Consider the following 19,830-nt stretch of genomic DNA (forward strand, 5'->3'; position numbering starts at 1 on the left):
TTTCAGTTCCGCCGGTTCGCGCGCCGGCTGCGGTAAGTGTCGAGCACCACGGCGATGACGATCACCGCCCCGGTGATGATGCGTTTGGTAGGCTCAGAGGCGCCAATCTGCGCAAGGCCTGCGGCCAGCACCGAGATAATCAATACGCCGAAGAAGGTGCTGATGACCGAGCCGCGCCCGCCCATCAGGCTGGTGCCGCCGATCACCACGGCGGCGATCACCTGCAGCTCAAGGCCGGAGCCGGCATTGGGGTCGGCGGCCTCCAGGCGGGAAATCTGGAACAGCGCAGCCAGGCCTGCGAGCAGGCCCATCAGGGCAAACACCAGGATCTTGTACGGGCGCGGGTCGATGCCGGCCAGGCGCACGGCCTCTTCGTTGGTGCCGATGCCGATCAGGTAGCGGCCGAACACAGTGCGGGTCAGCACCAGCTGGGCCAGCACGATCACCGCCAGGGCGATGAGAAACGCCGGCGAAATGCCGAAGGCGACCGGGTTGGAGAACCAGGCGAAGGCATCGCCAATGTAGGCGGTGCGCGAGTCGGTGAACTGGTAGGCCAGGCCCCGGGCCATTTCCAGCACGCCCAGCGAGACGATGAACGAGGGGATGCGCCAGGCCACGGTGATGCTGCCGGTGATGCTCCCGGCCAGGGCGGCGATGGCCATGCCCAGCAGCGCTGCCGGCAGCACGCTCCAGCCCCAGCCGAGAATCGCCACGCTGACGGTGGAGGCGGCCAGGGCCAGCACCGAGCCCACCGACAGGTCGATGCCGCCGATGATCAGGATGAAGGTCATGCCCACCGCCAGCACCATCAGGTCGGGGATCTGGTTGGCCAGGGTGCTGAAGGTGGCGTACGAAAGGAAGTGGCTGCTCAGCAGGGAGAACAGCACGATCATCGCCAGCAAGGCGCCGGCCAGGCCCAGGTAGGTGCCCAGGCCCAGGTAAGTGCCGCTGCGGCGTGCGGGCGCGCTGCCCGGGGTGTCGAGGGGTGTGGTTTTCATGCGTCCATCCTGGGGGCTGCGTCGTGCAGCAGGGCATCACGTTTCTGGTAACCGGCGAAGGCGGCGGCGAGCAGCTGGTCTTGACTCCAATGGTCGCGCTCGAAGGTGTCGATCAGGCGGCCGGCCGACAGCACGGCGATGCGGTCGCAAATCAGCATCAGCTCGCGCAGGTCGCTGGACACCACCACCAAAGCCTTGCCCTGGCGGGCGAGTTCGGCCAGCAGGCCATAGATGTCGAACTTGGCGCCGACGTCGATGCCGCGGGTGGGCTCATCAAACAGCAGCACCTGGCAGTCGCGCTCGAGCCAGCGGCCGATCACCACTTTTTGCTGGTTGCCGCCAGACAACTCACCCACCGCCTGAGCCGGGCTTGCGCTGCGGATGCGCATGGCGCTGATCTGGCGTTCGGCCAGGCTGCGCTCCTTGGTGCTGTCGAGCACGCCGGCGCGGGACACGGCGCCGAGGTTGCCCAGGGCGATGTTGGCGCTGATCGACTGCGACAGCAGCAGGCCTTCGCCTTTGCGGTCTTCGGTAATCAGGGCGATACCGGCGTTGACCGCCGCCTTGGGCGAATCGATGTTGAGCACCTGTGGCGGCAGGCCGAGGGCGACGGTGCCGCTGTCGGCGCGGTCGGCGCCGTAGATCAGGCGCAGCAGCTCGGTACGCCCGGCGCCGATCAGGCCGGAGATACCGAAGATCTCCCCTGCCCTGACTTCGAACGACACGTCGCGCACTTTGCCTGCGCGGTTGAGCTTGTCGACTTTGAGCAACGGCGCGCCGATCTGCCGGCGGCCGAGGTCGATGTGTTCGCCCAGCTCGCGGCCGACCATCAGGTTGACCAGCTCGTTGCTGCTGTAGCGCTGGATGGGCTCGGCGCACACCAGCTTGCCGTCGCGCAGCACGGCGATGCGCTGGGCCACGCGCTGCAGCTCTTCGAGGCGGTGGGAGATATAGACGATGGCCACGCCGCGCTGGCGCAGGCGCTCGATCTGGGTGAACAGCAGCTCGACCTCGCGGGCGGTGAGCATGGCGGTGGGTTCGTCGAAGATCAGCACGTGGCAGTCGCCGATCAGGTTGCGGGCGATCTCGACCATTTGTTGATGGCCGATGCCCAGCTCGCCCACGGGGGTGTCGGGGTCAATGGCGTCCAGGCCGACCTGGGCCATGGCGGCAGTGGCCAACTGGCGCAGGCGCTTCTGGTTGATCCAGCCCAGGCGCCCGGGCAGGTTGTCGAGGAACAGGTTTTCCGCCACGGTCAGGGTGGGCAGCAGGTTGAGCTCCTGCATGACCATACGCACGCCGAGGCTTTCGGCCTCGGTGCGGCTGGCGGGGCCATAGGGCTGGCCGCGGTAGAGCATGTGCCCGGTGGTGGGGGTTTCCAGGCCGCTGATCAGCTTGGACAGGGTTGACTTGCCGGCGCCGTTCTCGCCAGTCAGGGCCAGCACCTCGCCGCCGCGCAGTTCCAGCGTGACATCGCCGAGCACGGGCTGGGCGTAGGTCTTGCCCAGGCCGGTGACGCTGAGCACTACTTCATGGGCCGACATGGCCACCTCTCTCGACGTATCGATTCATCACGCTCCTGCAGGAGCAGGCTTGCCTGCGATGCAGCCACCGCGGTGGGTGGCACCGGCTTTGCCGGTGATCGCTGGCAAGCCAGCTCCTACAGGGCTGCGTTTTGCCTACTTCTGTAGGAGCAGGCTTGCCTGCGATGCGGCCACCGCGGTGGATGGCACCGGCCTTGCCGGTGATCGCCGGCAAGCCAGCGCCTGCAGGGCGGTGTTTCGCCAGATCACTGGGTAATGAGCGCTACCGGCGTCTGGATGACGTTGTCGGCATCCACGTCGGGCTTCTCGCCCTTGATCATCTTCAGCGCTGCCTGAATACCGTACACGGCCTGCTGGCTGGCGGCCTGGTCGAGGGTGGCGAGGACGCGACCATCCTTGAGCATCGGCTTGATGGCGTTGATGTTGTCGTAACCCACCACCTGCACCTGGCCGGTCTTGCCGGCGGCGCGCACGGCGGACACCGCGCCCAGGGCCATGCTGTCGTTGCCGGCCAGCAGCGCCTTCAGCTCGGGGTATTCGTTGAGCATCGAGGCGGCCACGGCATTGCCTTTGTCGATTTCCCAGTTGCCCGACTGCACCGAGACGATCTTCATCTGCGCCGCCTGCATGGCGTCCTTGAAGCCGGCGGTACGCTGCTGGGCGTTGGTGGTGGTCGGCACGCCTTCGATGATGCCCACCTGGTCGCCGGCTTTAAGTTTTTGCTGGGCCAGGTAGTCGCCCACCAGGCGCGCGCCCTTGCGGTTGTCCGGGCCTACGAAGGGCACGCTGATGCCTTTGCTCTTGAGCACTTCGGGGTCGAGGCGGTTATCGATGTTGACCACGGTGATGCCGGCGTCCATGGCTTTTTTGATCACCGGCACCAGCGCTTTGGAGTCTGCCGGGGCGATCACCAGGGCCTTGGCACCGGTGGCGATCATCTGCTCGACGATGCGGATCTGGTTGCCGGTGTCGGTTTCGTCCTTGATGCCGTTGGCCACCAGGTCGAAGTCGGCGGGGTGATCTTTTTGATAGGCCTTGGCGCCGTCTTCCATGGTGCGGAAGAACTCGTTGGCGAGGGATTTCATCACCAGCGCGACCTTGGGCTTGTCTTCGGCGTGGGCGGCAGACAGCGGCAGGGCGAGCATCAGCGATGACAATACAGCGATGGCCAAGGGGCGGCCGGAGAACGGCAGTTTCATGGAATTGACTCCGAATTTTGTGTTTTTTATCGGATGCAAACGTTTGCGGTGACTCACTATGGAAACAGGCCCCGCGTTTGTCAAATCCACATCGCAAACCTTTTTTGTGGCGCGCATCGGATTATCCGCAATTTGTCCGAAAAACCGAACAGCTTTTCTATGCTTGTTCGGGTTGCCGAACCACGGAATGTGTAGCAGCTGCACATGTCAAAAATAGTCATCATGAATATCAATAACTTGAAGATGAAAGGCGACGAACGGTAACACTGGTACGAAATCTGCCTTAACAGCTTGGCGACACACAGCAACCATCTCATTTGGAAGAGAGAAGCAGAAATGATCGATACCGCATTGAAAACCTTCACCCCTGCCGCCCTGGCCCTGCTGCTGGCCCTGCCCTCGATGGCCAGCGCCAAGGAAGCCGAACAACAACAGAAACTCGCCAACGTGGTGATTCTGGCAACCGGCGGCACCATTGCCGGTGCCGGTGCCAGCGCTGCCAACAGCGCCACTTACCAGGCCGCCAAGCTGGGCGTCGACAAGCTGATTGCCGGGGTGCCGGAGCTGGCCGACATTGCCAACGTGCGCGGCGAGCAAGTGATGCAGATCGCCTCGGAAAGCATCAGCAACGACGACCTGCTGAAACTGGCCAAGCGTGTGGCCGAGCTTGCCGACAGCAAGGACGTGGATGGCATCGTCATCACCCACGGCACCGACACCCTTGAAGAGACCGCCTACTTCCTCAACCTGGTAGAGAAAACCGACAAACCGATCGTGGTGGTGGGCTCGATGCGCCCAGGCACGGCAATGTCGGCCGACGGCATGCTCAACCTGTACAACGCCGTGGCGGTGGCCGGCGACAAGCAGTCACGCGGCAAGGGCGTGCTGGTAACCATGAACGATGAAATCCAGTCGGGCCGCGACGTCAGCAAGTCGGTGAACATCAAGACCGAAGCGTTCAAGAGCGCCTGGGGCCCGATGGGTATGGTGGTCGAGGGCAAATCGTACTGGTTCCGCCTGCCGGCCAAGCGCCACACGGTCAACTCCGAGTTCGACATCAAGAACATCAGCGCCCTGCCCCAGGTGGACATCGCCTATGGCTATGGCAACGTGACCGACACCGCCTACAAGGCGCTGGCACAAAACGGCGCCAAGGCGCTGATCCACGCCGGTACCGGCAACGGCTCGGTGTCTTCGCGGGTGGTGCCGGCGCTGCAGGAGTTGCGCAAGAACGGCGTGCAGATCATTCGCTCGTCCCACGTCAACCAGGGCGGCTTCGTGCTGCGCAACGCCGAGCAGCCTGATGACAAGAATGATTGGGTCGTAGCCCATGACCTGAACCCGCAAAAAGCGCGCATTCTGGCCATGGTGGCGATGACCAAGACCCAGGACAGCAAGGAGCTGCAGCGGATCTTCTGGGAATATTGATCGCCCGTAGCGACCCTATCGCGGGGCAAGCCCGCTCCCACGGCATGTATAGCGTGGGAGCGGGCTTGCCCCGCGATTTCATTCAGATGCTTAGGTGATATTGCGAAACGGCCTACACTTTAATACTGTATGCACATACAGCAAACAAGGAACATCCTGTGGCCAGCACTTCCGTCGCAACTCCCGGCAGCTACGAACAACTCGGTCAGCGCATCCAGAAGATCATCAACAGCCCCACTGCCCAGCGCAGCCGCGCCGCGCTAATCTTCCGCCTGGCGCACGAAACGCCCGAAGATTGGGCCACCTTGCTAGATGAAATTGCCGAGAACGATAACGTCACCCTCGCCCACCGCGACGATGGCGGCATCCAGATTTTCTGGACGGTACCGAAAGAAGACTGACTGCCGCTCAGCCCAGTGTCTGCAGGTAGGCGCTGGCCTGTTGGTAGCGGGACAGCCTGGCCAGGTCGGCCGGGCCCGGGCGGGCGATGCGGCTGAGGTCGCTGTTGTCGGCAAGGTCGGCCAGCTTCACTTCACGGGCCAGCGGGTCGACACCCAAACGAATGACGAAGGCTTCGTAGCTTTCGCCCTGGCGCCGGCTCAGGGCCAGCAAGGCGGCGAGGATTTTCAGCGGGAAACCTTCGCGGGCAAGGTCCGAGAGCGTTACCTGGGTATCTTCCAGCACATCGTGCAGCACGGCGACGATACGTTGCTCTGGGGTGATCACCCGTGCCATCACCCGCAACGGGTGGAGGATGTACGCCGCCCCACCCTTGTCGACCTGCCCTTCATGTGCCCTGGTGGCCACCGCGATAGCCCGTTCCAGCGTTGCCATGAGGCCTCCCCCCACTCAACATCCGCCCTTGTCAGCATAGCTGTGACATTGAAGCGGCGCTGTCTGTTCCGGGCTTGCAGGCGTAACGCGCAGCCATTGTAGGAGCCGGCTTGCCGGCGATGAGGCCATCAGCCCCAGCACAATCATTTGCAGGCCAGACGCCATCGCCGGCAAGCCAGCCCCTACAGGAGAGGGCGTGGGCTCAGCGCTTCACGCCATGCTGGATAACGATCGAGTCGGTCCCCAGCTTGGCCATCACCTCGGCCTGGCGCGCCTGAGCTTCAGGCTTGCCCGGGAACGGCCCCATCAGCACCACCGGCTTGCCGTCGCGATACTCGACCCAGGACGGGATGCCTTTTTCGATCAGGCGCGCGGTCATGTCGGTCAGGGCGCCCATGTTAGGGCCCTGGATTACCTCGACATCCCAGCCTTCCGGCGCAGGCTGGTCAGCCAGCTCGTCGGCACGGCGCTGCAGGTCGGCGCCGCCGCAGATTTCGCGGATGCGCAGGTCATTGGCGCCACCGCCCATGAGAATGTCGTACTGGCCGTCATGCTTGATGGCCACGTAGCTGCGATAGGCCTCGTACTGCCCGGCGTCATCCTTGCCACGCACCTGGCCGCAGATGGAGCCATTGGTGTCGAAACGCACGTTGGCGAACTTGGCCGTCTTGGGGTTGTTCAGGTGTTCGGCCACCTGCTTGTGCACCCCTTCGACCTCGTTGTTACAGCCTGCCAGGGCCAGCACCGCCATTACCACAGCCAGTTTGCGCACGCGCGTACCTCCAGATTCGAAGGCGCGGATTCTAGCATGCGAGGGGCGGGTTTCGACGGGGGTGCGGCGATAGTGCAAGGGCAAGTGTTGCCAGTTGTGGCCAAACGCCCGCTGGCCCCTGTAGGAGCCGGCTTGCCGGCGATAGGGCCATCAACCACAGCACATCTTTTGCAGGCTTGACGCCATCGCCGGCAAGCCGGCTCCTACAGGGGCTGTATAAAAACCGGAATGCAAAAAGGGCGACCCTTGTGGATCGCCCCTTCTGATGTTTGGTAGGCACAATTGGACTCGAACCAACGACCCCCACCATGTCAAGGTGGTGCTCTAACCAACTGAGCTATGTGCCTGTCGTGTGGGGCGCATATTAGTGATGCGCTTTCACCCTGTAAAGCTTTTTTTTCAAAAAAATCAAAAACTTTGCGATAGGGCCGGCAGGCATCTCGCATCCATTTGCAGGCCAGACGCTATCGCCGGCAAGCCGGCTCCTACAGGGGCTGTATAAAAGCCGGAATGCAAAAAGGGCGACCCTTGCGGATCGCCCCTTCTGATGTTTGGTAGGCACAATTGGACTCGAACCAACGACCCCCACCATGTCAAGGTGGTGCTCTAACCAACTGAGCTATGTGCCTGTCGTGTGGGGCGCATTCTACCGATTGGAAAACCCCTGTCAACTACTTTTTTAACGCTAAGCTACTGAAACTTAATACGTTTGTATAAAGAAGGCGCGTCGTACCGCCCGTAAAGGATTTTCACCGGACGACTAGCGGGTGTTTATTATTATTGATAGCATCGGTACATTCGTTAAAAATATAAAACACGAGGTTTCTCGAGCATGGCCAACACCCCCTACCCCCAGTCCTACTACGCCGCCTCGGCCAACCCGGTGCCGCCACGTCCGGCGCTGCAGGGTGAGGTGGAAACCGATGTATGCATCATCGGTGCCGGCTACACCGGCCTGTCCAGCGCGCTGTTCCTGCTGGAAAACGGCTTCAAGGTGAGCATCGTCGAGGCCGCCAAGGTCGGCTTTGGCGCCTCGGGCCGCAACGGCGGCCAGATCGTCAACAGCTACAGCCGCGACATCGACGTGATCGAACGTACCGTCGGCCCTAAAGAAGCCCAGCTGCTGGGCAAGATGGCCTTCGAAGGCGGGCGCATCATCCGTGAGCGCGTGGCCAAGTACAACATCCAGTGCGACCTGAAGGACGGTGGCGTATTCGCCGCCCTGACCAGCAAGCAGATGGGCCACCTGGAATCGCAAAAGCGCCTGTGGGAACGCTTCGGCCACACCCAGCTGGAGCTGATGGACCAGAAGCGCATCCGTGAAGTGGTCGCCTGCGACAGCTACGTGGGCGGCATGCTCGACATGAGCGGCGGCCACATCCACCCGCTGAACCTGGCCCTGGGCGAAGCGGCTGCGGTCGAGTCGCTGGGCGGCATCATCTATGAGCAAACCCCGGCCGTGCGCATCGAGCGCGGTGCCAACCCGGTGGTGCACACCCCGCAGGGTAAAGTGCGCGCCAAGTTCATCATCGTCGCCGGCAACGCCTACCTGGGCAACCTGGTACCGGAGCTGGCCGCCAAGTCCATGCCGTGCGGCACCCAGGTGATCACCACCGAGCCGCTGAGCGACGAACTGGCCCGCACCCTGCTGCCGCAGGACTACTGCGTCGAGGACTGCAACTACCTGCTCGACTACTACCGCCTGACCGGCGACAAGCGCCTGATCTTCGGCGGTGGCGTGGTATACGGTGCCCGTGACCCGGCCAACATCGAAGCGATCATCCGCCCGAAAATGCTCAAGGCCTTCCCGCAGCTCAAGGACGTGAAGATCGACTTCGCCTGGACCGGCAACTTCCTGCTGACCCTGTCGCGCCTGCCGCAGGTCGGTCGCATCGGCGACAACATCTACTACTCGCAGGGTTGCTCGGGCCACGGCGTGACCTACACCCACCTGGCGGGCAAGGTGCTGGCCGAGGCCCTGCGCGGCCAGGCCGAGCGTTTCGACGCCTTCGCGGGCCTGCCGCACTACCCGTTCCCGGGTGGCCAGATGCTGCGTGTGCCGTTCAGCGCCCTCGGCGCCTGGTACTACAGCCTGCGTGACCGTCTGGGCTTCTGACAGGCCTTGCACCACCTTCTGTAGGAGCCGGCTTGCCGGCGATGAGGCCAGCCGCCGTAGCACATTGCTGCAGGCCTGACGCCATCGCCGGCAAGCCGGCTCCTAAAGGGACGATTGTGGTCAATGGCCCAGGCTGTTGACCGCCTGCTTCGCCGCAATTTCCTGCCCCGAGCGGGCCAGTTCATCTGCCGCCTGCAACCAGCGCGCACGGTCCACCCGTGCCGGCAACTGGCGTGGCGACTGCACCAGCACTGCCCAACTGCCCTCGCTGGCCCAGGCCGATTCAAAGTCTGCAAACTTCATCAACTGCCGGCGGTGCATGCCACTGCGCAGCAGCACCCGCTGCTTGTAGCGGTCGTAGCCGATCAGCACCGCGTAGCGCGGCTCGCTCCACCACATCGAACCTTCCTCATAACGCACCAGCACCGGGTAACCGGCGGCCACCTGGGAGAGCAAGGCGTCAAGCTGCTTGTCCAGCGGGTAGACCACCTTGCCGTACTCGCGCGCCACCCGCGGAATACCCGTGTCCAGCGCCTCGGCACCTTGCGGCAGGCCCAGCGCCTTGTCCAGCAGGCCCGGGGTGATCGGCGCGCCTTGCCGCGACAGCACGGCGGCCAGGGCCATGGCCCCGCTGTGGTTGGCGTTGCCGCGGTAGAACGGCACGCTGCTCAGTTCGGTGCGTTGTGGCTCGCCTCGGGGTGCCAGCGGCGGAGCGCTGGCGCAGCCAGCCAAAGTGGCGGCGACCAGGCAGGCGGCCAATAGACGACGGTGTTTGGAGGGTGATTGCAACATGGGCACTCGCTTGTTCCGATGCCAGGCAGGCGACGCCCGGCCCTGGGCTCCGATCATAGGGCGCCGGGGCGCGCGGGTATAGCCCGGCGCGGGCTAGGAACGAAACGGCACAAGTACCAGACCTTCGGTCAATTGAACGTCACAGGGCGCCAGCTAGACTAAAGCTGTGTCTGGAGGGCGAGCCTGGCTCGCCGTAGAGATGGAGGCACACATGAGCCTGACTATGGCAATTCTGATGTTGGTGGGTATGTGGCTGAGCGTCGCTGCCGCCATGCTCTGGGGGGTGTTGCGCATCGTGCGCCGGCATTCCCACCCGCACCACCTGGCCCCCAAGGCACTGGCCAAGCCACAGGTCGCGCACCGCGCGCGGCGGCATGCCGGGGCGCACTGATCTTTTGACCGATCGATAAAAGCATCGCGGGGCAAGCCCGCTCCCACGCTGGCCTGTGCCGATAGCGTGGGAGCCGACTTGCCCCGCGATTGTTGCAGCTCAGGTCAACTCTCGGCCGCCTCACGCTTCAAACGCGCCCGGCGAGCCATGATGTTGAGCACCTCGATGGCGGTGGAGAACGCCATGGCTGCATACACATAGCCTTTCGGCACATGGGCACCGAAGCCTTCGGCGATCAACGTCATGCCGATCATGATCAGGAAGCCCAGGGCCAGCATCACCACGGTCGGGTTGTCGTTGATGAACTTGGCCAGCGGGTCGGCAGCCACCAGCATCACGATCACGGCACTGATCACGGCGATGATCATGATCGGCAAGTGCTCGGTCATGCCCACGGCGGTGATGATGCTGTCGATCGAGAAGACGATGTCCAGCAGCAAGATCTGGAAGATCGCCGCAGTGAAGCCGATGGTCACCACGCTGCCGGTCTTGGACTCTTCCTTGGCCCCATGGGGGTCGACGCTTTCGTGGATCTCCTTGGTCGCCTTCCACAGCAGGAACAAGCCACCGGCGATGAGGATCATGTCCTTCCACGAGAACGCATGGCCGAACACATCGAGCACCGGCTCAGTCAGCTGGACGATCCAGGCCACGGTGCTGAGCAGCGCCAGACGCATGATCAGGGCCATGCTGATTCCGATGCGCCGGGCCTTGGAGCGGTAGGCCTCGGGCAGCTTGTTGGTGAGGATGGAGATGAAGATCAGGTTGTCGATGCCGAGCACGACCTCCATGGCCACCAGGGTGGCCAGGGCAACCCAGGCGGTGGGGCTAGCAGCAAGTTCCAGCAAGTATTCCATGGTTCAGTCCTGCTTCCGGTCAGATGTCCTGGGTGTCTTTCTTGTCGTCTTCGGCCTTGGCCTTGCCATCGCTGCCGACCGCATCGCTCAGGGCTTGCTGGGCGGCTTCGTTGGTCTTGTCGATGGCCTGCTTGGCCGACTGCGCGGCCTGGTCGAGCATCTGCTGGGCAGATTTCTCGGCCTGGTCGCAACCGCTCATGGCAAACAGCGCCAGGGCCAGCACCAAAGGGGTACCGATGGATTTGAGTTGTAGCATGGTGTCCTCGCTTGTGAATTCCGGCGGCGCCAGGTGCGCCTGATGGGTTGGCATTCTAGTGAGGCTGAAACATCCGGAAAATTCGTATTTTCAGCGTATATACTTCGGTTTTCCCGAATCGGCAGCCGCCATGCTCAATTACCGCCAGCTTCACTACTTCTGGGCCGTGGCCCGCACCGGCAGCATCGCGCGGGCCAGCGAACAGTTGAACCTCACGCCGCAGACCATCAGCGGGCAGATCAGCCTGTTCGAGCAAACCTGGAACATCGAACTGTTCCAGCGTGTGGGCCGCCAGCTGGAACTGACCGAAACCGGCCGCCAGGCGTTGGGCTATGCCGAGCAGATGTTCCAGCTGGGCGGCGAGCTGGAGGCCATGCTGCGCGCCGGGCCCCAGGAGCAGATCCTGTTCCGCGTGGGGGTGGCCGACGTGGTGCCCAAGTCGATCGTCTACCGCCTGCTGGCGCCGACCATGGAGCTGGACGAGGTGCTGCGCATCAACTGCCGCGAGGACAAGCTCGAACGCCTGCTGGCGGACCTGGCGATCCAGCGCCTGGACCTGGTGATCTCCGACAGCCCCATGCCCAGCCACCTGGACATCAAGGGCTACAGCCAGAAGCTTGGCGAGTGCGGGCTGAGCTTTTTCGCCACCCAGGCCTTGGCCGAGCGCCTGGGCGCGCCCTTCCCTGCCTGTCTGGACGACGCGCCACTGTTGATACCCGGCCAGGAAACCGTGCTGCGCAGCCGCCTGCTGCGCTGGCTGGCCGAGCAGCAGGTACAGCCGCGCATCGTCGGCGAGTTCGACGACAGCGCGTTGATGCAGGCCTTCGGCCAGTCGGGCAGCGGTATTTTCGTGGCGCCCAGCGTGATCGCCGAGGAGGTCTGCCGGCAGTACGGCGTGCGGCTGATCGGCCAGACCGAGGCGGTGACCGAGTCGTTCTATGCCATTTCGGTGGAGCGCAAGGTCAAGCACCCGGGCATCGTGGCGATCACCGAAGGCGCGCGCCGGGAGTTGTTTCATTGGTGAGCGCATCGCGGGGCAAGCCCGCTCCCACGCCATTCGTGGGAGCAACTGTCTTGTTCAATTTTTAAAAGCCGACTCGATTCTTGTGGGAAGCGGCCTTGCCGGGGCGCCGTCCGGTCGAGATTGGGCTGCGCAGCAGCCCCGGCGATTTTGCAGGATGCCAGATATTCTGGGGCCGCTTTGCGGCCCATCGCGACACAAGGCCGCTTCCCACAGGATTGCACAGAGCCTGAATCTGGCGCTGTACCTGTGGGAAGCGGCCCTGCCCCGCGATCAGGGCCCACGCCGGATGTGCTAAAGTCGCGCCCTTTCACGTAACAGAGTCGTCCCGCCCATGTCCCCCATCCTCCGCCTCATCGGCCGCACCGGCCTGGTGACGCAAATCTGCATCGGCCTGCTGGCCGGTATTGCCCTCGCCCTGCTTGCCCCGGCCCTGGCCCGCGACCTGGCCTTCCTCGGCAAGGTCTTCGTCAGCGCCCTGAAGGCTGTGGCGCCGATACTGGTGTTCATCCTGGTGATGGCCTCCATCGCCAACCACCGCCACGGCCAGGAAACCCACATCCGCCCGATCCTCTGGCTGTACCTGCTTGGCACCTTCGGCGCGGCGGTGGTGGCCGTGATCGCCAGCATGCTGTTCCCTTCGACGCTGGCGCTCAGCACCAGCGACGCCTCGCTGAGCGCCCCGGGCGGTATCGCCGAAGTGATGCAAAACTTGCTGCTGAGCGCGGTCGACAACCCGATCAACGCCCTGCTCAACGCCAACTTCATTGGCGTGCTGACCTGGGCCATCGGCCTGGGCATCGCCCTGCGCCATGCCAACGGCACCACCCGCACGGTGGTCGAGGACCTGTCCAACGGCGTCACCCTGATCGTGCGCGTGGTCATCCGCTTCGCCCCGCTGGGTATCTTCGGCCTGGTTAGCTCCACCCTGGCGCAATCCGGGCTCGACGCGCTGCTGGGCTACCTGCACCTGCTGGCCGTGCTGATCGGCTGCATGCTGTTCGTGGCCCTGGTGATGAACCCGCTCATCGTGTTCTGCAAAACCCGCCGCAACCCCTACCCCCTGACCTTGCTGTGCCTGCGCGAAAGCGGCATCACCGCCTTCTTCACCCGCAGCTCGGCGGCCAACATCCCAGTCAACCTGGCCCTGGCCGAGAAGCTCGGGCTGCATGAGGATACCTACTCGGTGTCGATCCCGCTGGGGGCGACCATCAACATGGCCGGCGCGTCGATCACCATCACCGTGCTGACCCTGGCGGCCGTGCATACCCTGGGCATCCCGGTGGACATCCCCACCGCCGTGCTGCTGAGCGTGGTGGCGTCGATTTGCGCCTGCGGCGCCTCGGGCGTGGCCGGCGGCTCGTTGCTGCTGATTCCGCTGGCCTGCAGCCTGTTCGGCATCCCCAGCGAAATCGCCATGCAGGTGGTGGCGGTGGGTTTCATCATTGGCGTGCTGCAGGACTCGGCAGAGACGGCGCTGAATTCGTCCACCGATGTGCTGTTTACCGCAGCGGCCTGTGGCGGGATGCAGCAGCGTAGCGCCTGAGGGCCCTGTCGCCGGCAAGTCGGCTCCTGCAGAGGTATGCATGACCTGTAGGAGCGGACTTGCCCCGCGATGGCGCTTTACCTAGGCTAGTGGCCTTTTCCCTCGCAACGAGACAGGGCCATGTCAGAACACGAAAACACCGGCGAAGGCCGTTTCAGCAGCGTCGAGATTCGCGTGCTCGGTTCGCTGATCGAGAAGCAGGCCACCAGCCCGGAAACCTACCCCCTGACCCTCAATGCCCTGGTACTGGCGTGTAACCAGAAGACCAGCCGGGAACCGGTGATGAACCTCTCCCCCGGCCAGGTCGGCCAGGCCCTGCGCGCCCTCGAAGGGCAGGACATGACCCGCCTGCAGATGGGCAGCCGCGCCGACCGCTGGGAGCAGCGCGTGGACAAGGGCCTGGAGCTGGTGCCGGCACAGCTGGTGCTGATGGGGCTGATGTTCCTGCGCGGCCCGCAGACGCTGAACGAACTGCTCAGCCGCAGCAACCGCCTGCACGACTTCGACGACACCGAGCAGATCCAGCACCAGCTGGAGCGCCTGATTTCCCGCGGCCTGGCCCTGCACCTGCCGCGCCAGGCCGGCCAGCGTGAAGACCGCTACACCCATGCCTTGGGCGACCCGGCTGAAATCGAGGCGATTCTGGCCGCGCGCCAGCATGAAGGGGGCGCACGCGGGGCTGCCGGTGCGGCGTCGGAGGAGCGCATCGAGGCGCTGGAAGCGCGGGTTGCCGCGCTGGAGGCACGCCTGGCCCAGCTCGAAGGCTAAGGCCGGGTCATTCGCTGTCGGGGAAGTTGCGGCAGCTCTTGCGTTCGGCCAGCTCCCGCTCGCTGGGGCGCTGGTCGACGAACACGGTACGCCCGTCGGCGTAGATTTCCAGGTAGCCCCAGTGCAGGTCCTGCTCCTTCTGCCCGGGCTTGGGTGGCACGAGCCACCAGGGTTCGCGGCTGATCAGGGTCATGGGTGTGGTTCCAGGAGGGCCTGGGGTAATAGTAGACCTGAGCCTTGGTGACTGGTGCTACCGGCCCTATCGCCGGCAAGCCGGCTCCTACAGAACAGCCGCATTCCCCTGTAGGAGCCGGCTTGCCGGCGATAGGGCCGGTAGCCCAAACGCAAAAACGCCGCACGTTCTCACGAACGCGCGGCGCTTTTCATACAGCCCAATCAGCCTTAGGCAGGCGCCGAAGTCCGGATCAGGTGGTCGAACGCCGCCAGCGATGCCTTGGCGCCCTCGCCCACCGCGATGACGATCTGCTTGTACGGCACCGTGGTCACGTCACCGGCGGCAAACACGCCGGGGATGCTGGTCTGGCCCTTGGCGTCGACGATGATCTCGCCACGCGGGGACAGCTCGACGGTGCCCTTGAGCCAGTCAGTGTTCGGCAACAGGCCGATCTGCACGAAGATGCCTTCCAGCGCCAGATCGTGGACCTGCTCGGTGCTGCGGTCCTTGTAGCGCAGGCCGGTGACCTTCTCGCCATTGCCCACCACCTCGGTGGTCAGCGCACTGGTGATCACCTTGACGTTCGGCAGGCTGTGCAGCTTGCGTTGCAGCACGGCGTCGGCACGCAGTTGGCTGTCGAACTCGATCAGGGTCACCTGGGCGACGATGCCGGCCAGGTCGATGGCCGCTTCAACGCCCGAGTTACCGCCACCGATCACCGCCACGCGCTTGCCCTTGAACAGCGGGCCGTCGCAGTGCGGGCAGTAGGCCACGCCGCGGGCACGGTACTCCTGCTCGCCGGGCACGTTCATTTCGCGCCAGCGGGCGCCGGTGGCCAGGATCACGGTCTTGGCCTTGAGCGAGGCACCGCCGGCCAGGCGCACTTCGTGCAGGCCGCCGTCGGTGGCCGGGACCAGCGCTTCACCGCGCTGCAGGTTCATGATGTCGACGTCGTACTGCTTGACGTGCTCTTCCAGCGCCGTGGCCAGCTTCGGCCCTTCGGTTTCCTGCACCGAGATGAAGTTCTCGATGGCCAGGGTGTCGAGCACCTGGCCGCCGAAACGCTCGGCAGCGACACCGGTGCGGATGCCTTTACGTGCGGCATAGATGGCCGCTGCGGCGCCAGCTGGGCCACCACCGACCACCAGCACGTCGAAGGCATCCTTGGCGTTGATCTTCTCGGCCTGGCGGGCGCCGGCATTGGTGTCGATCTTGCCGAGAATTTCTTCAAGGCCCATGCGGCCCTGGCCGAACACTTCGCCGTTCAGGTAGATGCTCGGCACCGCCATGACCTTGCGGCTTTCCACTTCGTCCTGGAACAGCGCACCGTCAATGGCCACGTGGCGTACGTTGGGGTTGAGCACTGCCATCAGGTTCAGCGCCTGGACCACGTCCGGGCAGTTCTGGCACGACAGCGAAAAGTAGGTTTCGAAGCTGAACTCGCCTTCCAGCGCCTGGATCTGCTCGATCACCTCACTACTGGCCTTGGACGGGTGGCCGCCGACTTGCAGCAGCGCCAGCACCAGGGAGGTGAATTCGTGGCCCATGGGGATGCCGGCGAAGCGCAGGCTGATGTCAGCCCCTGGGCGGTTCAGCGAGAACGAAGGGCGACGGGCGTCGCTGCCGTCCGCGCTGAAGGTAATGAGGTTCGACAGGCCGGCAATTTCCACCAGCAAGTCGTGCAATTCGCGGGACTTCGCGCCGTCGTCGAGGGAGGCAACGATCTCGATCGGCTGGGTGACCCGCTCCAGGTAGGTTTTCAGTTGCGATTTAAGCGTGGCGTCCAACATACGGGCGATTCCTTTTTCAAAACTCGGATACAAAAACGCCCAGGCGAGGTCGCCCGGGCGCTTTTACGGGGCGGTAAGTACTTCAGCTTTGGCGGCTGCTCACCGCCCGCGATTGACGCATGACCTTAGATCTTGCCGACCAGGTCCAGCGATGGCGCCAGGGTGGCCTCGCCTTCTTTCCACTTGGCCGGGCACACTTCGCCTGGGTGGGCAGCAACGTACTGGGCAGCCTTGACCTTGCGCAGCAGCTCGGCAGCATCGCGGCCTACACCACCGTCGTTCAGTTCGACGATCTTGATCTGGCCTTCTGGGTTGATCACGAAGGTACCGCGATCGGCCAGGCCGGCTTCTTCGATCAGCACGTCGAAGTTGCGCGAGATGACGTGGGTCGGGTCACCGATCAGCGGGTACTGGATCTTGCCGATGGTGTCCGAGGTGTCGTGCCAGGCTTTGTGGGTGAAGTGGGTGTCGGTGGACACGCCGTAGATCTCGACGCCCAGCTTCTGGAACTCGGCGTAGTTGTCGGCCAGGTCGCCCAGTTCGGTCGGGCAGACGAAGGTGAAGTCGGCCGGGTAGAAGAACACGACGGACCACTTGCCTTTCAGGTCGGCTTCGCTGACCTGAACGAACTCGCCCTTGTGGTAGGCGGTGGCGTTGAACGGTTTGACCTGGCTGTTGATGATTGGCATGAGAGACGCTCCTTCATGGGGTTGGAATCAGTTGATGGAGTGAATCCTACCGACTGCTCCCGATAAAGGCTCATTGGCAAAGCTCATGCTGCTGATTGGTTTTGGCTATAAGGCGGGATTATTAATAGAAGGGATTGGGCTGAGCAAAGGATTGCGGGCCCGAAAAGCATCGCGGGGCAAGCCCGCTCCCACGCCGTGGGAGCGGGCTTGCCCCGCGATCGCAATCCAGCCGAATCAGCGAGTAACGGTGCGCATGGTCACGAACTCTTCGGCGGCAGTCGGGTGCACGCCGATGGTCTCGTCGAACTGCTGCTTGGTTGCCCCGGCCTTGAGCGCAATACCCAGGCCCTGAACGATCTCGCCGGCATCCGGGCCGACCATGTGGCAGCCCAGCACCTTGTCGGTCTCGGCGTCCACCACCAGCTTCATCAGGGTCTTCTCCTGGATGTCGGTGAGGGTCAGCTTCATGGCGCGGAAGCGGCTTTCGAAGATCTGCACCTTGTGCCCGGCGGCCAGCGCTTGCTCTTCGCTCAAGCCAACGGTGCCGATCGGCGGCTGGCTGAACACCGCAGTGGGGATGTTCTGGTAGTCCACCGGGCGGTACTGCTCGGGCTTGAACAGGCGCCGGGCCACGGCCATGCCTTCGGCCAGGGCCACGGGGGTCAGTTGCACGCGGCCGATCACATCGCCGATGGCCAGAATCGACGGCGCGGTGGTCTGGTACTGCTCGTCCACGCGGATGTAGCCGCGCTCATCCAGCTCCACACCGGTGTTCTCAAGGCCCAGGTTGTCCAGCATCGGCCGGCGGCCGGTGGCGTAGAACACGCAGTCGGCGACCAGCTCGCGGCCATCCTTGAGGGTGGCCTTGAGGCTGCCGTCGTCGAGTTTGTCGATACGCTGGATGTCGGCATTGAACTCAAGGTTCAGGCCGCGTTTTTCCAACTCTTCTTTCAGGTGGGTGCGCACCGAGCCGTCGAAGCCGCGCAGGAACAGGTCGCCGCGGTACAGCAAGCTGGTGTCGGCGCCCAGGCCCTGGAAGATGCCGGCAAACTCCACCGCAATGTAGCCACCACCGACCACCAGCACCCGGCGCGGCAGGTCTTTGAGGTAGAACGCCTCGTTGGAGGTGATCGCCAGCTCCTTGCCGGGGATGTCCGGCACCTGCGGCCAGCCGCCGGTGGCGATGAGGATGTTGGCGGCGCTGTAGCGCTGGCCCTCGACCTCCACCTCGTTGGCGCCAGTGATGCGCGCGTGGCCCTGCAGCAGGGTGACGCCGCTGTTGACCAGCAGGTTGCGGTAGATGCCGTTGAGGCGCTCGATCTCGCGGTTCTTGTTGGCGATCAGCGTGCCCCAGTCGAAATGGCCTTCTTCGAGGCTCCAGCCGAAGCCTGCGGCCTGCTCCAGTTCGTCGGCGACGTGGGCGCCGTACACCAGCAGTTTTTTCGGTACGCAGCCGACGTTGACGCAGGTGCCCCCCAGGTAGCGGCTTTCGGCTACCGCCACCTTGGCGCCAAAGCCTGCGGCGAAGCGCGCCGCGCGAACACCGCCGGAACCGGCGCCAATCACGAACAGATCAAAATCGTAAGCCATGCAATGAGTCTCCTGGGCAGGCGCCCAGCATAGCGCCGTTGGCGCTCCGTCAAAAGCACCGGGGCCGCCCTGCGGCCCATCGCGGGCAAGCCCGCTCCCACAGGGACCGCGTAATCCTGTAGGAGCGGGCTTGCCCGCGATGGGCCGCAGGGCGGCCCCGGTTCAACGCTGCCGTGGCTTAGTAAGCCTTGCCAGCCTTGTAGAAGTTCTCGAAGCAGAAGTTGGTTGCCTCGATGTAGCCTTCTGCGCCACCGCAGTCAAAACGCTTGCCCTTGAACTTGTAGGCAATCACGTTGCCTTCGGCGGCCTGTTTCATCAGCGCGTCGGTGATCTGGATCTCGCCACCCTTGCCCGGCTCGGTCTGTTCGATCTTCTCGAAGATGTCCGGGGTGAGGATGTAGCGGCCGATGATCGCCAGGTTGGACGGGGCGTCTTCGGGCTTGGGCTTTTCGACCATGGCGTCGACACGGAAGATGCCGTCCTTGATCTCTTCGCCGGCAATGACGCCGTACTTGTTGGTTTCCTGCGGGTCGACTTCCTGGATGGCGACGATCGAGCAGCGGTACTTTTTGTACAGCGCGACCATTTGCGCCAGCACGCCGTCACCTTCGAGGTTGACGCACAGGTCGTCGGCCAGCACCACGGCGAACGGCTCGTCGCCGATCAGCGGGCGGCCGGTGAGGATGGCGTGGCCCAGGCCTTTCATTTCGGTCTGGCGGGTGTAGGAGAACGAGCACTCGTCCAGCAGGCGACGGATGCCGACCAGGTATTTTTCCTTGTCGGTGCCCTTGATCTGGTTTTCCAGCTCGTAGCTGATGTCGAAGTGGTCTTCCAGGGCGCGCTTGCCGCGGCCGGTGACGATGGAGATCTCGTTCAGGCCGGCGTCCAGTGCTTCTTCAACGCCATACTGGATCAGTGGCTTGTTGACCACCGGCAGCATTTCCTTGGGCATGGCTTTGGTAGCGGGCAGGAAGCGGGTGCCGTAACCGGCGGCCGGGAACAAGCATTTCTTGATCATATACGTCCTTAACGAAGGGCTTTGCGTACGAATTTCGGCGCAGTCT

20 protein-coding genes and 2 tRNA genes are annotated in these 19,830 nt (G+C 63.9%); 7 read left to right on the forward strand and 15 right to left on the reverse strand.

Translation table 11 applies throughout. The features are described from left to right. Nucleotides 1-2: 2 nt before the first annotated feature. From KSS94_RS17265 to KSS94_RS17275, 3 genes are all read right to left on the reverse strand, one after another. Nucleotides 3-998 carry an ABC transporter permease gene (locus KSS94_RS17265; RefSeq protein ID WP_217839305.1) on the reverse strand — a complete coding sequence of 332 codons (996 nt, stop codon included), beginning with the start codon at nt 996-998 and terminating at the stop codon, nt 3-5. After that, nucleotides 995-2,542, reverse strand: a complete 1,548-nt coding sequence (locus KSS94_RS17270; protein ID WP_217839306.1) for a sugar ABC transporter ATP-binding protein — start codon at nt 2,540-2,542, stop codon at nt 995-997. Before KSS94_RS17270 ends, KSS94_RS17265 begins: the two co-directional genes overlap by 4 nt. Before the next feature lie 245 nt (nt 2,543-2,787). Next, on the reverse strand, nt 2,788-3,741 hold the full coding sequence (locus KSS94_RS17275) for a sugar ABC transporter substrate-binding protein (protein WP_217839307.1): 954 nt from the start codon (nt 3,739-3,741) through the stop codon (nt 2,788-2,790). Nucleotides 3,742-4,077: 336 nt separating this feature from the next. Here KSS94_RS17275 and KSS94_RS17280 point away from each other — a divergent pair, with 336 nt between their 5' ends. Continuing rightward, nucleotides 4,078-5,169, forward strand: coding sequence for an asparaginase (locus tag KSS94_RS17280; protein WP_217839308.1), 1,092 nt, complete (start codon nt 4,078-4,080; stop codon nt 5,167-5,169). 158 nt (nt 5,170-5,327) lie between these two features. Continuing rightward, nucleotides 5,328-5,570 carry a DUF1654 domain-containing protein gene (locus KSS94_RS17285; protein WP_217839309.1) on the forward strand — a complete coding sequence of 81 codons (243 nt, stop codon included), beginning with the start codon at nt 5,328-5,330 and terminating at the stop codon, nt 5,568-5,570. A 7-nt stretch (nt 5,571-5,577) separates the two neighbouring features. On the opposite strand, the gene KSS94_RS17290 is transcribed toward KSS94_RS17285, so the two are convergent. The 4 genes from KSS94_RS17290 to KSS94_RS17305 form a co-directional block, all read right to left on the reverse strand. Next, nucleotides 5,578-6,003 carry a GTP pyrophosphokinase gene (locus KSS94_RS17290; RefSeq protein WP_217839310.1) on the reverse strand — a complete coding sequence of 142 codons (426 nt, stop codon included), beginning with the start codon at nt 6,001-6,003 and terminating at the stop codon, nt 5,578-5,580. A 202-nt stretch (nt 6,004-6,205) separates the two neighbouring features. Further along, a complete protein-coding gene (locus KSS94_RS17295) occupies nt 6,206-6,775 on the reverse strand; it encodes an SPOR domain-containing protein (RefSeq protein ID WP_217839311.1) in 570 nt (189 codons plus the stop codon). A 270-nt stretch (nt 6,776-7,045) separates the two neighbouring features. Beyond that, nucleotides 7,046-7,122: transfer RNA gene (locus KSS94_RS17300), tRNA-Val, on the reverse strand. Nucleotides 7,123-7,327: 205 nt separating this feature from the next. Continuing rightward, nucleotides 7,328-7,404: transfer RNA gene (locus KSS94_RS17305), tRNA-Val, on the reverse strand. Between the two features lie 203 nt (nt 7,405-7,607). Here KSS94_RS17305 and KSS94_RS17310 point away from each other — a divergent pair. Beyond that, the gene (locus KSS94_RS17310; protein WP_217839312.1) at nt 7,608-8,891 is read left to right on the forward strand and encodes an NAD(P)/FAD-dependent oxidoreductase; all 1,284 of its coding nucleotides are present in this window, start codon (nt 7,608-7,610) and stop codon (nt 8,889-8,891) included. Nucleotides 8,892-9,011: 120 nt separating this feature from the next. On the opposite strand, the gene KSS94_RS17315 is transcribed toward KSS94_RS17310, so the two are convergent. Then, nucleotides 9,012-9,740 (reverse strand): peptidase C39 family protein, encoded by a 729-nt coding sequence (locus KSS94_RS17315; protein ID WP_217839313.1) that lies wholly within the window; start codon nt 9,738-9,740, stop codon nt 9,012-9,014. A gap of 154 nt (nt 9,741-9,894) precedes the next feature. Here KSS94_RS17315 and KSS94_RS17320 point away from each other — a divergent pair, with 154 nt between their 5' ends. Beyond that, the gene (locus KSS94_RS17320; protein WP_217839314.1) at nt 9,895-10,074 is read left to right on the forward strand and encodes a hypothetical protein; all 180 of its coding nucleotides are present in this window, start codon (nt 9,895-9,897) and stop codon (nt 10,072-10,074) included. A 104-nt stretch (nt 10,075-10,178) separates the two neighbouring features. Here KSS94_RS17320 and KSS94_RS17325 read toward each other — a convergent pair whose 3' ends face one another. Further along, the gene (locus KSS94_RS17325; protein ID WP_217839315.1) at nt 10,179-10,931 is read right to left on the reverse strand and encodes a TerC family protein; all 753 of its coding nucleotides are present in this window, start codon (nt 10,929-10,931) and stop codon (nt 10,179-10,181) included. Between the two features lie 19 nt (nt 10,932-10,950). Next, nucleotides 10,951-11,187 carry a hypothetical protein gene (locus tag KSS94_RS17330; protein ID WP_217839316.1) on the reverse strand — a complete coding sequence of 79 codons (237 nt, stop codon included), beginning with the start codon at nt 11,185-11,187 and terminating at the stop codon, nt 10,951-10,953. 130 nt (nt 11,188-11,317) lie between these two features. Here KSS94_RS17330 and nhaR point away from each other — a divergent pair, with 130 nt between their 5' ends. The 3 genes from nhaR (at nt 11,318) to KSS94_RS17345 (ending at nt 14,522) form a co-directional block, all read left to right on the forward strand. After that, nucleotides 11,318-12,211 (forward strand): transcriptional activator NhaR, encoded by an 894-nt coding sequence (nhaR, locus tag KSS94_RS17335; RefSeq protein ID WP_217839317.1) that lies wholly within the window; start codon nt 11,318-11,320, stop codon nt 12,209-12,211. Between the two features lie 331 nt (nt 12,212-12,542). Next, on the forward strand, nt 12,543-13,754 hold the full coding sequence (sstT, locus tag KSS94_RS17340) for a serine/threonine transporter SstT (protein ID WP_217839318.1): 1,212 nt from the start codon (nt 12,543-12,545) through the stop codon (nt 13,752-13,754). A gap of 120 nt (nt 13,755-13,874) precedes the next feature. After that, nucleotides 13,875-14,522 (forward strand): YceH family protein, encoded by a 648-nt coding sequence (locus KSS94_RS17345; RefSeq protein WP_217839319.1) that lies wholly within the window; start codon nt 13,875-13,877, stop codon nt 14,520-14,522. 7 nt (nt 14,523-14,529) lie between these two features. On the opposite strand, the gene KSS94_RS17350 is transcribed toward KSS94_RS17345, so the two are convergent. The 5 genes from KSS94_RS17350 to galU form a co-directional block, all read right to left on the reverse strand. Next, complete coding sequence (locus tag KSS94_RS17350) at nt 14,530-14,715, reverse strand: hypothetical protein (RefSeq protein ID WP_217839320.1); 186 nt, start codon at nt 14,713-14,715, stop codon at nt 14,530-14,532. 209 nt (nt 14,716-14,924) lie between these two features. Next, nucleotides 14,925-16,487, reverse strand: coding sequence for an alkyl hydroperoxide reductase subunit F (gene ahpF / locus KSS94_RS17355; RefSeq protein WP_217839321.1), 1,563 nt, complete (start codon nt 16,485-16,487; stop codon nt 14,925-14,927). Between the two features lie 125 nt (nt 16,488-16,612). Then, the gene (ahpC, locus tag KSS94_RS17360) at nt 16,613-17,176 is read right to left on the reverse strand and encodes an alkyl hydroperoxide reductase subunit C (protein WP_004375926.1); all 564 of its coding nucleotides are present in this window, start codon (nt 17,174-17,176) and stop codon (nt 16,613-16,615) included. Nucleotides 17,177-17,410: 234 nt separating this feature from the next. Further along, nucleotides 17,411-18,766, reverse strand: a complete 1,356-nt coding sequence (gene gorA / locus KSS94_RS17365; RefSeq protein WP_217839322.1) for a glutathione-disulfide reductase — start codon at nt 18,764-18,766, stop codon at nt 17,411-17,413. A 178-nt stretch (nt 18,767-18,944) separates the two neighbouring features. Beyond that, on the reverse strand, nt 18,945-19,784 hold the full coding sequence (gene galU, locus KSS94_RS17370) for a UTP--glucose-1-phosphate uridylyltransferase GalU (RefSeq protein WP_217839323.1): 840 nt from the start codon (nt 19,782-19,784) through the stop codon (nt 18,945-18,947). Between the last annotated feature and the right edge of the window lie 46 nt (nt 19,785-19,830).

Source organism: Pseudomonas fakonensis (assembly GCF_019139895.1).
In the GTDB taxonomy this organism is placed as follows: domain Bacteria; phylum Pseudomonadota; class Gammaproteobacteria; order Pseudomonadales; family Pseudomonadaceae; genus Aquipseudomonas; species Aquipseudomonas fakonensis.

What these genes read in the sequence shown, in the direction of transcription:
- KSS94_RS17265 (WP_217839305.1), bottom strand. Translation starts at nt 998, where the DNA reads ATGAAAACCACACCCCTCGACACCCCGGGCAGCGCGCCCGCACGCCGC.
- KSS94_RS17270 (WP_217839306.1), bottom strand. Translation starts at nt 2,542, where the DNA reads ATGTCGGCCCATGAAGTAGTGCTCAGCGTCACCGGCCTGGGCAAGACC.
- KSS94_RS17275 (WP_217839307.1), bottom strand. Translation starts at nt 3,741, where the DNA reads ATGAAACTGCCGTTCTCCGGCCGCCCCTTGGCCATCGCTGTATTGTCA.
- KSS94_RS17280 (WP_217839308.1), top strand. Translation starts at nt 4,078, where the DNA reads ATGATCGATACCGCATTGAAAACCTTCACCCCTGCCGCCCTGGCCCTG.
- KSS94_RS17290 (WP_217839310.1), bottom strand. Translation starts at nt 6,003, where the DNA reads ATGGCAACGCTGGAACGGGCTATCGCGGTGGCCACCAGGGCACATGAA.
- KSS94_RS17310 (WP_217839312.1), top strand. Translation starts at nt 7,608, where the DNA reads ATGGCCAACACCCCCTACCCCCAGTCCTACTACGCCGCCTCGGCCAAC.
- KSS94_RS17315 (WP_217839313.1), bottom strand. Translation starts at nt 9,740, where the DNA reads ATGATCGGAGCCCAGGGCCGGGCGTCGCCTGCCTGGCATCGGAACAAG.
- KSS94_RS17320 (WP_217839314.1), top strand. Translation starts at nt 9,895, where the DNA reads ATGAGCCTGACTATGGCAATTCTGATGTTGGTGGGTATGTGGCTGAGC.
- KSS94_RS17325 (WP_217839315.1), bottom strand. Translation starts at nt 10,931, where the DNA reads ATGGAATACTTGCTGGAACTTGCTGCTAGCCCCACCGCCTGGGTTGCC.
- KSS94_RS17330 (WP_217839316.1), bottom strand. Translation starts at nt 11,187, where the DNA reads ATGCTACAACTCAAATCCATCGGTACCCCTTTGGTGCTGGCCCTGGCG.
- nhaR (WP_217839317.1), top strand. Translation starts at nt 11,318, where the DNA reads ATGCTCAATTACCGCCAGCTTCACTACTTCTGGGCCGTGGCCCGCACC.
- sstT (WP_217839318.1), top strand. Translation starts at nt 12,543, where the DNA reads ATGTCCCCCATCCTCCGCCTCATCGGCCGCACCGGCCTGGTGACGCAA.
- KSS94_RS17345 (WP_217839319.1), top strand. Translation starts at nt 13,875, where the DNA reads ATGTCAGAACACGAAAACACCGGCGAAGGCCGTTTCAGCAGCGTCGAG.
- KSS94_RS17350 (WP_217839320.1), bottom strand. Translation starts at nt 14,715, where the DNA reads ATGACCCTGATCAGCCGCGAACCCTGGTGGCTCGTGCCACCCAAGCCC.
- ahpF (WP_217839321.1), bottom strand. Translation starts at nt 16,487, where the DNA reads ATGTTGGACGCCACGCTTAAATCGCAACTGAAAACCTACCTGGAGCGG.
- ahpC (WP_004375926.1), bottom strand. Translation starts at nt 17,176, where the DNA reads ATGCCAATCATCAACAGCCAGGTCAAACCGTTCAACGCCACCGCCTAC.
- gorA (WP_217839322.1), bottom strand. Translation starts at nt 18,766, where the DNA reads ATGGCTTACGATTTTGATCTGTTCGTGATTGGCGCCGGTTCCGGCGGT.
- galU (WP_217839323.1), bottom strand. Translation starts at nt 19,784, where the DNA reads ATGATCAAGAAATGCTTGTTCCCGGCCGCCGGTTACGGCACCCGCTTC.